This is a genomic window from Pseudomonas sp. FEN, assembly GCF_904067045.1.
Classification (GTDB): domain Bacteria; phylum Pseudomonadota; class Gammaproteobacteria; order Pseudomonadales; family Pseudomonadaceae; genus Aquipseudomonas.
The window spans coordinates 20,521-32,996 of record NZ_CAJFDC010000036.1 but is presented as its reverse complement, the minus strand read 5'-3'; the positions used below and the strand labels follow the sequence as shown (position 1 = coordinate 32,996).

Below are 12,476 nucleotides of genomic sequence, written 5' to 3'. Positions count from 1 at the left end.
GGGAGGGTGGCGGCTTATTTATTCCTGGACCCCAAAAACAGGATGAATAAACATGACCTTCCCCCTCGCTGGCACGACCTTGAGCGAAAACCAACAGGCTGCGCTGGTCTACACCCTCAGTGACTGTTTTGCCCGCCGACCAACCCTGGAAAACGTCGCGCCGGGCCTTGTCCGGGACATGCTGGAAGCCGAATACCCGTTACTGGGCGAGCGGCTTGCCCATGCCGCGCTGATCCAGCCGCTTCCGAGCACGGATGAAAGCTCCACCGTCGAATACGCGATCCTGTCCCTGGCGCCCTTGTTGATCGAGCGCTTTCTGGGCGAAAAGGCACGGGTTCATCCGGCGGGTAGCTACCTGACGCTCTATCCGGGCGCCGAATATCCGCAGAAATTGCCCCTGGGCATGGCGGCGTTCGAGACGCTCCTGAGCGAGTGGGCCCCGCTGTTACTCGAAGCGTATAAACAGGAGCTGGTGGACTTCTGGAGTTTGCCGTTGGAGCAGGATGTCGCGCCCTGGCAGCGGCTTTCCGAATTGTTCGCGGCGCAATTGCGCCAGGCCTGCACGGCGTTGTCGGGCGATGAACTGGATACCGTGCTGGCGGTGCTCGACTATCCCGATTTACAGGCGCGCCGGGCCAAGTTCGGGAATGAGTGCGCACAGGCCTATATTCCCATCATCGATACCCGGCGCGAGGATCCCGACCCTTTGCATGTCCAGGCGCTGGTGATCAGCCGCAAGGTTGGCAAGCGTCAGATCGTCTTGCTCTACAGCCTGTTCGGCGGTATCGAAGCGTTCGATTCCAGCGAAGCGCTTGAAGCCTCCCTGGGGCTGACCTTGAGCGGACAGGGCTCGGATTTCAGGAATTACTCGCCGGATCAGCATGTCTTCGACGCCCTGACCGTGACCCTGCTGGTACGTCAATTGGAAGCGATTGAGGCGATCAAGCCGGGCGACTATCCCGATCTGGCGGCCCTTGAGCAGCGACTGCATGAGCTCACCGGGTTGCAGGCGCTGGTCGGCGCCTTCCGTTCCGGTCACGAGACGAAGTTGGGTCAACTGCGCAACTTGCTCCCAGGTTGGTTGCGCAATGCCTCGCCGTCGGTTCGCACCCGCTATGGGGGGTATGTGGCGGCGCTGGCGGCGGTGCATCGACGGCATGCCGGCAAGGCGTTTCTCGATGGCATTCCCGATATCCTCGCTTTTGCGCGTCAGGCGTTGCGGGCGAGTCTGGAGAAAGCGCATTCACAGGCCGGGCCCGTGTTGGTCAGCGACATCAGCCTGACCTTGACGCAGGGCACGAACAGTTCAGTCGAACTGGCCAATAAAGGCTTCAACCCGGCAGGCTTTCGTGATGGGTCACAGACCCGGGACTATGCCACGCTGGCGCTGAAGAACCTTGAGGCCTTTCCTCGTACGGCGTCCGTGCAGGTTCACTACAAGGGTAAAACAGTACCCGCCTGGATGACCTATGAAGCGCTACGCACGGCGGTGAATGACGCCGATATCGGCAGGACCTACCCCGAGTTGCTCAGGCAGAAATTGCAACATGACCGGGTCGAGCGCGCCCGGCAGGAGACGCTTTTTACCGACTACCTGCGTGTGCTGTTGCCGATGCTGGCGCTGGAGTTGCGGCTTAACCAGCAATTGAGCGAGCCCGCGTGTCGTTATGTCGAAGCCGCCGTGATGCACGACGTTGGCGATCAGACGGTCCAGGAGCCGCGCGTCGTGGTCAGGCCGCTGGCGTTCCTGGCGCAACCGAATGCCGTGGCGGACCGGGTACGTAATATGTTTGTGATCGGCCCACGGGCGACGGACCAGGGACCGCAGGTGTTGTGCTGTCCCGGTAGCATCGCGCCCTTGCTCGAATTTTCGTCATTTGACGGCTTGCTGGCGGCCATCAAGGTCGAAGGGCTTTTGCAGCAGTCGGTTCTCGACGGCCTGGATCCCACGGTGCGCTCGATCTATGACCATGGCGGATTCGATGAACCCCACGTGGGCAGGGTGATTGTTTCCGATTGGGAAGTCCCCCGCGTCCCTGGACCGGTTTCGCTCGACATCACGCCGTTGTCCGGTTCGTTTGGCGCGGCGCTGTTCGCCGCCAGCGTCGAGGCGTTGATCGCGCGTGCCGAGGCGGACTCCGTGTCCAATGCCGAAGACCGCTGGAACCGTTTTGTTGATCTGGGCTGGGCCCTGTTCGGCTTGCTGCTGCCCTTTTTGCCCAGTCCGCTGGCGAGTATGGGCTTGATCGTGCAATTGCTCTCCAGCCTCAAGACCTTCGCCGATGTCTTGCTGAACCTCGCGGTTGTGCTGGTGTACCACCACCAGCCACTTATCGGCAAAGTAGAGGCTGCCGCCAGTGCCGCGCGTCCCAGGCCCATCATCGACAATGCCGTGATCAAGGCGCCGGCGGTCAGCGTCGCAAGGCAATTGGTCTTTGCCTGGACCCGTCCGGGACGGCACTTCAGCGCCTCCGAACTGGTCCGGCTCGAGGCGTTCAAACTGCCGCTGTCCGAGGCGCCCGGCAGCTTGCTGACCTCGGGAGAGTGGCAAGGCTTGTATCAGCGCGACAGCCTGTTCTATGCCCAGGTCGACGACGCCTGGTTTCGCGTGGCGCGCAAACTCGATGGGGTGGTGATCATCGACAACAGGCACCCGGCGCTACAAGGCCCCTGGTTGAAAAGTGACGGCGCGGGAAGCTGGCGGTTGGATCGTGGCCTGCGCCTGCTGGGCGGCGTGGGGGAGTTGAGTGTGCGTGCCGCGAAGAAGCTGAAGTCGCTGGAGAAGAGGGCCCGCGATCTGCTGGCGAATGTGCCGGCGCTGCTGGCGGATGCCGAACGGACAGCGAGCGTCGTTGATTCGCCTCTCGACATCCAGAACATACTCGAGCTCAAGGCGCAGCCCTTTGAAGAGGCGATCAAGGCGCTGCGCGACTTGACCCAAGGGCTTTCACAATCACCCCGGTCGCTGATCTCCGATCTGGAGCGGGCGGCAAACACCTTGGCCGATAAGGGCCTGAGCCTGCGGATCAGGTTGACCAAGGAAAGGTTGCCGAGCGCCGCCGCCGTCAGGTTTCTGAAGGAGCAAGAACAGATCACAATCCGCAAGTTGGGCGAGCGCCGGGATATTTCCCAGGGCAAGGGCAGCGATTTTCTTGAGGAGTACGGTATCAGCGACAGGCAGAACGGGTCGTTTTGGTTCGCGCACTTCCATTATCCGACGGCGAGCACGCCGACGGCCAGCTATGCCAAAGCCCATCTCAAGACCCGCGAGCAACGTTATCTGGGGCTCGGTTTTCAGATCGCCCAGGCGACTGCCGGAGCGAAAGTCCAGCCCATCTGGCGTGGGCCGATCGACGCCGAGACGGCGGCGCTGTTCCTGTCTCCACGTGGCTGAAGTGTAGGAGCAGCCGGTCGACGCTCCTACAGGGGGACAAGGCAATACTCAGGTCCCGGACTTGATCTTGGTCCAGGCCCGCGTGCGTGCCCGTTCGGCCTTCTGCTCCAGCGGCTGCAAGGTGTAGAGCGTCTTCATCGCCGCTTCGGTCGGGTACAGGTTGGGATTGCCGCGGATCGCCGGGTCGACCATTTCGGTGGCGTCCTTGTTCGGGTTCGGATAGCCGACGAAGTCGCTGATCGGCGCGATCACCTGGGGTTGCAGCAGGTAGTTGATAAAGGTGTAGGCATCTTCCGGATCCTTCGCCCCTTTGGGAATCGCCAGCATGTCAAACCAGATCGGCGCGCCTTCCTTGGGCAGGCGCATGTCTACCACCACGCCGTTCTTGGCTTCCTTGGCGCGGTTGGCGGCCTGGGAGAAGCTGCCGGAATAACCGACGGCCACGCAGATATCGCCGTTGGCGATGTCCGCCATGTACTTGGACGAGTGGAAATAGGTGATATACGGACGGATTTTCAGCAACAGCGCTTCGGCTTTTTCATAATCCTTCGGGCTGTTGCTGTTGGGGTTCAGGCCCAGGTGCTGCAAGGCCAGCGGCAGGATCTCCGACGGCGAATCGAGCAGGGCGACGCCGCACTGCTTGAGCTTGCTGATGTTCTCCTCCTTGAAGATCAGGTCCCAGCTGTCCACCGGTGCCTTGTCACCCAATGCGGCCTTGACCTTGTCCGGGTTGAAGCCGATCAGGATGGTGCCGTACATGTAGGGCACGGCAAACTGGTTGCGCGGATCGTTGGCCTCGATCAGCTTCATCAGCTTGGGATCGAGGTGGTTCCAGTTCGGCAGCTTGCTGCGGTCCAGTGGCTGGAACACCCCGGCTTCGATCTGCTTGGCGAGGAACACGTTGGACGGCACCACCACGTCATAGCCGGAGTTACCGGTGAGCAGCTTGGCCTCCAGGGCCTCGTTGGTGTCGAAGATGTCGTAGACCAGCTTGACCTGGCTGTTCTGCGCCTTGAAGTCGTCCAGGGCCTTGGGGGTGATGTAGTCGAACCAGTTGTAGACCCGTAGAGTGCGTTCCTCGGCGTGGGCGGTCACGCTGAGCACGGCGGCGCACAGGGCCGGGGCAATAAGACGCTTGAGCTTGTTCATTGTTCTGATCCTCATTGAGCGTGTTGGAAACCTTCGAGTACGTTCACGGCATTGATGCCGATTTCTTCCACCGCATAGCCACCTTCCATCACGAACAGCGTCGGCTTGCCCAGGCGGGCGATGCGTTCGCCCAGGCGCAGGTAATCCGGGCTGTCGAGCTTGAACTGGGAAATCGGATCGTCCTTGAAGGTATCCACGCCCAGGGAAATCACCAGGACATTGGGCGCGTAACGTTCGATCTCACCGCAGGCCTGTTCCAGCGCCGCGCTCCACTGCTCCCAGGCACTGCCGGCGGCCAGTGGATAGTTGAAGTTGAAGCCTTTGCCAGCACCTTCGCCGAGCTCGTCGGCATAGCCGAGGAAGAACGGAAACTCGGCTTCCGGGTGGCCGTGGAGCGAGGTAAAGAGCACATCGCTGCGCGCGTAGAAAATCGATTGGGTGCCGTTGCCGTGGTGGTAGTCGACGTCGAGGATCGCGACCTTCTCATGGCCTTGATCGAGGAATGCCTGGGCGGCGATGGCGGCGTTGTTCAGGTAGCAGTAACCGCCCATCAGGTCGCTGGCGGCGTGGTGTCCCGGCGGCCGGCAGAGGGCGAAGGCGCTGCGGGCACCGCGCTGGATTTCGGCCTGGGCGCTGAGGGCAACCTGGGCCGCGCTGTACGCCGCCCGCCAGGTCCCGGCAGTGATCGGTGCGCCGCCGTCGAAGCTGTAGTAGCCGAGTTCGCCGTGCAGGTCCTTGGGGATGATCCGGCGCAGGGTGCGGGCCGGCCAGGTGAACGGCAGCAGGTCGCCGGCATGGCCTTGTTCGGCCCAGCGTTCCCAGGCGCCCATGAAGAAGTCCAGGTAGGCCGCGTCGTGAACGCGGCGGATCGGCTCCAGGCCGAAGTCCTCGGGTTCGCGCACCGGGCCCAGGGCCTGCTGCTGTATACGGGCCAGCACATGATCGGCGCGCGCGGGCATTTCGAAGCAAGGCATCAACTGCCCGTCGATCAGCTCGCAGCGGCCGTGGTGCAGGTGGTGATCGTCTGAGTAGACCGTCAGCATTTATTGTTCTCCGATAGCGTGGACGTGGCGTCATTCTTGATGCCTGGCGCTGTTGGGAGAACGGCGGGAGCGGCCAAAAGGGGATCGATATGGCCAAAAGATATGTCCTGATTTCGCCCCTGAACAGGGCGCGGAGCGGCTTGGTGGCCTGAAAAGGCGCACACGGGCGGTTAGTTGTTACGGGTTTTTTCGGGCTGGATTGCGGAGACGACCTGCCGCCGCAGTCTGCTTTGCCTGACAGTGGTCTTTGATACGGATGGATACATTCCCGCCTCCACTCAATCCAGGTAGGGAATGAAATGCCACTGACACAACATCGCCTCGGCTGGGCCGTTGCGCTGGCCCTTGGCGCCGCTTGCTCTTCACCGGTGCATGCCTTCAGTCGGGAGACCCGGGGTGACACCCTGTACGTGGAGCACTTGGGCAATGCTTCGTCAATCATGGCCTCGGAGGACAATGGCATTTTTACCTTTCGCCAGCTCTCGCTGAAAAACGACGGCGCGGTGAAAGGTCTCAGTGGCTCAGGGGTCTATGCCCACGGTAACGGTGTGGTGAGGAATTGGGGGAGCATTTCCGGCCATCATGTCAGTGGTGTGTCGCTCACTGAGTACAACGGGGTCAGGATCGGCCGGCAGGCGCACATAGAAAACCACGGCACGATCGAGGCCGATCTGCCGAATCGTTTTTTTGGCGTTTCTTCGGGGCTTTCGATGGGCAGCGGTTCGGTGGTCAACGCCGAAGATGCGCTGATCCGGGGCCCCAGCTTTGGCATCCTGGGAAAGGGCCACGGGCCGGTCAATGTGGCGAACCACGGGGTTATCCGTGGGCATCAAGGGATCAAGCTCGGCGGTCGCCATGATGACAGCGTGACCAACCATGGTTTGATCGAAAGCACATACGGTAGCGGAACGGCGATAGACCTGGGCGGCGGCCACGATAAATTGACCCTGTACAGTGGCTCCCGGGTGGTGGGGATTATCGAGGGTGGCAGTGGCTTGGACGAGCTTTTCCTCAAGGGCGACAATGGGACGTTGGCGCACACGCGCAACTTTGAGTTTCTGACGGTCAACCAGGGCACCTGGACATTGGCCGGTCCCGCGGATTTCAGCTCCCTGGTGCGTGTCGACAACGGCGCAACGCTGATAAATCATGGCGGGATCCGCGGTTTTACCTCAGTCGACAGCGCCGGTGTTTATTCCGGCAGCGGCAGTACCGACACCTTGCTGGTCAAAGGCACACTAGTGGCCAATCCCCGCTCGGGAGCGCCGATCGTCGAGCGGGATTTGACCCTGGCCGGGTCCGCGACGCTGGCCTATGGCATTGATCGCGATGGCGGCAGTTCGACCCTCGAAGTCGGCGGCACGGCCTACCTGCAAGGGGCGACGCTGGTCGTGCAGGCAATCGACGGCAGTGTGCCCGTGACCAGTGCCCATACGGTTCTGCGTGCCGAGAATATCGAAGGCGCCTTTCACAAGGTCAGCAGCGACCTGGCCTTCATGACCTATCGGCTGTCCTACAGCCCCACGGATGTCGGGCTGATCTACAGCCGCAATTATGTCCCCCTGGAGCGGTTCGCCGAGTCCGGGAATGCCAGGAGTGTTGCGGCGAGCCTTGGCCAGACCGCGTATTTCGCCCCGGCTCAGATCGAGCCGATGTCCGACACTCACGAGGCGTCGGCGAACGCCGGTAGAAGCACACGTGTGCGCAGAAGTCTGGGGCCTGTCGGGGGGGCGCTCGTAGCGGCGCCGGATGAGCAGAGTGCTGTCGCGATGGATGACCCGCCCGCCAATCCGCTCGGTGTGGCCGAGCCGCCGCCGAAACTGGTCTCCGCGCTGCTCGCCAGCAACGCAGCGACAGCGAGAAAGGCTCTGAACCAGCTTGCGGGCAGTCACAACGCCAACCTGGGTAACGCGACCCTGAGTGGTGTCAGCCAGGTCGGCGGGAACATGCTTTCGGCGATGCGCCATTTGGGTGGTAGCCAACGTTTGCAGCGCAGTGATGTGCCGGCCACGGCGGTTATCGATTCAGAGGCCGGCGTCGCGAAGGGCCGGCTCTGGGTCCAGGGCCTGGGCAACTCGAGCCAATTCGATCGCAGCCCGCAGAACGCCCAGGCCATGCAGCAGCAGACCCGGGGGGTGCTGATCGGTGCCGACTGGGCACTGGATGCCGATTGGCGCCTGGGGATCGTTGGCGGTCAATCGCGGACACGCTTGGACGGGAGAGATTTCAAGGGCACTGTCGACAGTTGGCATCTGGGCGCCTATGCCCTGCGTCAGCGCGGGCCGCTGGCGATACGTCTCGGTGCGGTCCATAGCCACCATGACGGCAACACCCAGCGCACGGTCGCTTTCGATGGATTCAGCGAGCGTCTCAGGGGTAATCACGATGCCAGCAGCCAGCAGGTTTTCAGCGAGTTCGGCTACACCCTGGGGACTGCCGACCTGAGCGTGGAGCCCTTTGTCGGTCTGGGTTATCAACGCTATCACCGCCAGCGCTACACGGAAAATGGGGGGGATTCGGCATTGCGCGTCAGGGCACATTCCCAGGACGATGCGAGCAGCACCGTTGGCGCCCGGCTTGCTCGGCAGCACCGGTTGGATAACGGTATGAGCCTGACACCGCGAGCCAGTGTCGGCTGGAAACACCGCTATGGTCGCGACACCCACAGCCTTGGGCAGTCGTCGACGTTGGGCGGCGGCGGGTTTGAGATCCGAAGCGCCAGGCTGGATCGCGACAGCCTGGTGTTGGATGCGGGGTTGGATTTGCGGCTCTCCGGCGACCACAGCATGGGGGTCGGCTACACCGGCGAAATCGCCGACAACCGGCATCTGCACGCTGTTCAGGGCGAGTGGCGGTTGCGTTTCTGAGCGGGCGCGGGTGCATCAAGGGAGGAACTGGCTCGGGCTGACTCCGCTCCAGCGCACGAAGGCGTGGCGGAAGCTGGCGGTTTCGCTGAAGCCCAGTTCATCGGCGATGCGGTGAATCGGTAGCTGACCTTCCCCGAGCAACTGTTTGGCGCGCTCGAAGCGCAGTTCGTCGAGCAGTTCCTGATAGCTGCAGCCCAGGTCGTGCAGATGGCGGCGCAGGGTGCGGGCCGAACATTTCATCTGTTCGGCCAGCCCCTCCAGGCCGGGCGCGGTGTGCAGTTGCGCGGCGAGCAACTGGCGGATACGTCCCAGCCAGGCCTGGCGACCGGTGAACTCCAGATTGTGCTTGCGGCAACGTTCGGCCATGGCCTGGTGGGTAATCGCGTCTGCCAGGGGCAAGGGGTGTTCCAGCCAGCGTCGGTCGAAGGCGAACGCGTTGCGACCGGCCGAGAACTGCAGCGGGCAGTCGAAGCTGTTGCTGTAGTCGGCTCGATAGTCCGGCGCCTCGTATTCGAAGCGTGCCGCCTGCAATGGCAATGGGTGCCCGAGCAGGTCGTCACAGATGACTTTCAGCGATACCAGGCACAGCTCGGTGTTGAACACCGTCAACTGCGGATTTTCCCGATAATCCGCGGCGGTGAACCAGATACGTTCGCCGTCGGCTTCCAGGCTCAGTTCGAAGAGTGTTCCCAATAGCGCCGGATAGCGCAGGGCCAGGCGCAACGCGTCACCGAAGGTGGCACTGGTGAGCAGGGCATAGCCGAGTATGCCGTAGGCCGATACATGCATGCGTCGGCCCAGTTCCAGGCCGATTTTCCGGCGTAGGGCCACGGCGTTGCAGCACACCTGCATCTCCTGGTTGGTGGTGATGCGGGTATCGGCGCGGCTCAGGTCGGCGGCGCTGATGCCGCTGCCGGCCAGGAGCGCGTCGCTGGACACGCCCTTGTCGCGGAAGGTGTCGAGCACCAGGGAAACCGCGTTGAGGGTGGTGAGGTGCGAATGGAGCATGGGCGATGCCGTCCTGGGAAGTACGGCAATCGAGCAAGTTGTGTGCCGCTCACCCGACCGGCCAATAGGCAATGTCGCTCAAGAAAAAAGCGATTTGCCTGGTGTGGGTGCCGTTCAGTGGCGGTCATTTGAAGTCGAGCGCGGTCTTGTGGCGAGCGGGCTTGCCCGCGCTGGGTTGCGAAGCGCCCCTGAAACTGGCGAACTCGGTGCATCAGGTAGACCGGGAGGATCGATTTTGCGACTGCTTCGCCGCCGAACGCGGGCAAGCCCGCTCGCCACAGTGGACCGCCCCTGGCTTAAAGTTTCCTTACATCACTGACTGGCAAGTTGAGCGGGGGGTCAGCTCAACTCGCCACACAGGTCCAGCTCGACCAAGCGCCGCACTTCAGCCAGCTCCAGGCCCGCGCCCAGCAAGGCATGCAGCTTGCCGAACAGCGCCTCGCGGGTCATGCCGCCACCAGACAGCACGCCGACGCCGCGTAGACGGCTGCCCGCCTCATAGACATCCAGCTCGACGCCGCCTTCATGGCACTGGGTGATCGCGACCACCACGATACCCCGCTTCTCCGCCCGTTGGAGGCTGGCGAGAAACCCCGGGTTATCGCTCGGCCCGGTACCGCTGCCGAAGCACTCCAGCACCAGCGCCTGGATACCGCTGTCGATCATGCCATCCAACTGCGCGGCGGCGATGCCCGGGACCAGCGGCAATACGCCGACCATCGTCAGTTGCCGGGGCTGGCGGTAGTCCAGTTGCATCGGCAAGGCTTGTGCCTTTGCCACGCCGCCCGTGCGGTTCAGCGCCGCGAACGGATGACGGCCAAAACTGCGAATCTTCGCGCAACGGGTCGGCGAGAGCATTTCGCCGTGGAAATGCAGGTGTACTCCCGGAGCCAGGCCCTGGCCCAACGCAACCAGCGCACCGCTGACGTTCTCCCAGGCATCGCTGTCCGGCACGCCCGCCGGCAGCATGGAGCCGGTAAACACCACCGGGGCCGACAGCCCCAGCAACTGGAAGCTCATTGCCGCCGCGCTATACGCCAGGGTATCGGTGCCGTGCAGGACCAGCACGCTGTCGCACTGTTGCGCCGCCACTGCATCGACCACCGCGTCACGCAGGCGCAGCCAGTACTCGGGGGTCATGTTGGCGCTGTCGATCAGCGGTGCCATTTCCCGAAAGCGCCAGTCCGGCACCTTCAGGCCGGGCTGGCCGGCGAGTTGTTCGCGCATCCGCGCTTCGAAACCGGAAGCCGGGGCCAGGCCGTTGGCGCTGGCCTGCATGCCGATGGTGCCGCCGGTATAGAGCACCATGACGCGCTGCGCGGCCGGATAAGAGACGGAAGTCATTGAGGGTTCTCCTGGACGAATGCACCTTGCGCCGCAGCATGCCTGCGTGCGCAAGGTGTGTCACGTCAGATGGCTGGATGCCACCCGGTAAGATCTGTCGCGTCGGGCAGCGGAGCGCCACCCGGGAGTGCGATCAGCGTTGCGTGGCAGGCACGCCTTGGGCGGCTTCTTGCTCGCGCGGCGCAGTTTTGCCCGGGGTTGGCCAGGCTTCGAGGTCCAGGTCCAGATCGGCGAACTTGCTCGAGTCGAACACCGGCTGGCTGACGCCGGCACGGCGTTGTTCGTCGTAGTCGCGCATCACGCGCAGGCCGACCTTGAACAGCAGGGCCAGGGCGATCAGGTTGACGAAGGCCAGGCAGGTCATGGTGATGTCGGCGAAGGCGAACACGGTCGACAGATTCTGCACCGAACCCCATACGATCAGTGCCAGCACCAGGGCGCGGTACACCATCAGCACGATGCGGTTGCGGGTCAGGAACTGCAGGCTGGTCTCGCCCAAGTAGTAGTTGTAGAGGATGCAGGTGAAGACGAACAGCGACAGGGCGACGCTGACGAACAAGCGGCCCCAGTCACCGACCACGGCGGCCAGGGAGTTCTGGGTCAGGACGATGCCGTCACCTTCGAAGCCTGGGGTGTAGAAGCCCGACAGCAGGATCAGCAACGCGGTGCAGGTGCAGATCACGAAGGTGTCGAGGAACACGCTGAACGCCTGGACCACGCCCTGGGCACCCGGGTGCTTCACGGCGGCGACGGCGGCGACGTTCGGTGCGCTGCCCAGGCCGGCTTCGTTGGCGAACACGCCACGTTTCACACCCATGACGATGGCGCTGCCGAGCAGGCCGCCGAATGCTGGGTCAAGGCCGAAGGCGCTCTTGAAAATGGTTTCCAGCATGGCCGGCACGTGCTCGATCTGGCTGAAGATCACGTACAGGGTGACGCCGATGTAGGCCAGGGTCTTGACCGGAACCAGCAGGTCGGAAACCGAGGCGATGCGCTTGATGCCGCCGAGGAAGACGATCGCCAGCAGGACGGCCAGGGCGATGCCGGTGTGGTTCGGGGAGAAGCCGAAGGCGTTCTGCAGCGAGTGGGTGACGGTGTACGACTGCAGGCCGTTGAAGGCGAAGCCGTAGGTGACCAGCAGCAGAACGGAGAACACCACTGCCATGCCTTTGAGCTTCAGGCCGTGCTGGATGTAGTAAGCCGGGCCGCCGCGGTACAGGCCGTCGCCATCGGCGCGCTTGTAGACTTGGGCCAGGGTGCATTCGAAGAAGCTGCTGGACATGCCCACCAGCGCGGTGACCCACATCCAGAACACGGCGCCCGGGCCGCCGAGAGTAACGGCGATGCCGACACCGGCGATGTTACCGGCGCCAACACGACCGGCGAGGCTCAGCATCAGTGCTTGGAACGAGCTCAGTTGGCCTGCTTGACCGCGAAGGGACTCTTTGAAGACCGTGAACATGTGACGGAAATGGCGGAACTGGACGAACCGTGAACGGATCGTGAAGTAGCTACCGAGCCCGACAATGAGCACGATCAGTAGTTTCCCTGAGAGGAAGTCGTTGATGACCTCAAGCATGGAGTGGTTCCTCGCTGTTTTTTGATGCAAAGGCGGCTCGTTTGATCTATCGCGTTACACCCGGTATTACAGGGCAGTGTGGGCTGGCGATA

7 protein-coding genes are annotated in these 12,476 nt (G+C 62.9%); 2 read left to right on the top strand and 5 right to left on the bottom strand.

Translation table 11 applies throughout. The features are described from left to right. Positions 1-52: 52 nt before the first annotated feature. Positions 53-3,394 (top strand): dermonecrotic toxin domain-containing protein, encoded by a 3,342-nt coding sequence (locus PFEN_RS23820; RefSeq protein WP_191489089.1) that lies wholly within the window; start codon positions 53-55, stop codon positions 3,392-3,394. Positions 3,395-3,442: 48 nt separating this feature from the next. Here PFEN_RS23820 and PFEN_RS23815 read toward each other — a convergent pair whose 3' ends face one another. After that, positions 3,443-4,543 (bottom strand): polyamine ABC transporter substrate-binding protein, encoded by a 1,101-nt coding sequence (locus PFEN_RS23815; protein ID WP_191489088.1) that lies wholly within the window; start codon positions 4,541-4,543, stop codon positions 3,443-3,445. An 11-nt stretch (positions 4,544-4,554) separates the two neighbouring features. Further along, positions 4,555-5,586 carry a histone deacetylase family protein gene (locus PFEN_RS23810; RefSeq protein WP_191489087.1) on the bottom strand — a complete coding sequence of 344 codons (1,032 nt, stop codon included), beginning with the start codon at positions 5,584-5,586 and terminating at the stop codon, positions 4,555-4,557. Between the two features lie 299 nt (positions 5,587-5,885). On the opposite strand from PFEN_RS23810, the gene PFEN_RS23805 reads away from it, so the two are divergent. Continuing rightward, entirely contained in the window at positions 5,886-8,453 is a 2,568-nt protein-coding gene (locus PFEN_RS23805) for an autotransporter domain-containing protein (protein WP_191489086.1), read from the top strand. A 15-nt stretch (positions 8,454-8,468) separates the two neighbouring features. Here PFEN_RS23805 and PFEN_RS23800 read toward each other — a convergent pair whose 3' ends face one another. From PFEN_RS23800 to PFEN_RS23790, 3 genes are all read right to left on the bottom strand, one after another. After that, the gene (locus PFEN_RS23800; RefSeq protein ID WP_191489085.1) at positions 8,469-9,461 is read right to left on the bottom strand and encodes an AraC family transcriptional regulator; all 993 of its coding nucleotides are present in this window, start codon (positions 9,459-9,461) and stop codon (positions 8,469-8,471) included. Positions 9,462-9,800: 339 nt separating this feature from the next. Beyond that, positions 9,801-10,805, bottom strand: a complete 1,005-nt coding sequence (locus tag PFEN_RS23795; protein ID WP_191489084.1) for an asparaginase — start codon at positions 10,803-10,805, stop codon at positions 9,801-9,803. A 133-nt stretch (positions 10,806-10,938) separates the two neighbouring features. After that, positions 10,939-12,384, bottom strand: coding sequence for an alanine/glycine:cation symporter family protein (locus tag PFEN_RS23790; protein ID WP_191489083.1), 1,446 nt, complete (start codon positions 12,382-12,384; stop codon positions 10,939-10,941). Positions 12,385-12,476: the final 92 nt, after the last annotated feature.

Bases quoted from the DNA above. Each gene is read 5' to 3' on its own strand.
- PFEN_RS23820 (WP_191489089.1), top strand. From the start codon at position 53: ATGACCTTCCCCCTCGCTGGCACGACCTTGAGCGAAAACCAACAGGCT.
- PFEN_RS23815 (WP_191489088.1), bottom strand. From the start codon at position 4,543: ATGAACAAGCTCAAGCGTCTTATTGCCCCGGCCCTGTGCGCCGCCGTG.
- PFEN_RS23810 (WP_191489087.1), bottom strand. From the start codon at position 5,586: ATGCTGACGGTCTACTCAGACGATCACCACCTGCACCACGGCCGCTGC.
- PFEN_RS23805 (WP_191489086.1), top strand. From the start codon at position 5,886: ATGCCACTGACACAACATCGCCTCGGCTGGGCCGTTGCGCTGGCCCTT.
- PFEN_RS23800 (WP_191489085.1), bottom strand. From the start codon at position 9,461: ATGCTCCATTCGCACCTCACCACCCTCAACGCGGTTTCCCTGGTGCTC.
- PFEN_RS23795 (WP_191489084.1), bottom strand. From the start codon at position 10,805: ATGACTTCCGTCTCTTATCCGGCCGCGCAGCGCGTCATGGTGCTCTAT.
- PFEN_RS23790 (WP_191489083.1), bottom strand. From the start codon at position 12,384: ATGCTTGAGGTCATCAACGACTTCCTCTCAGGGAAACTACTGATCGTG.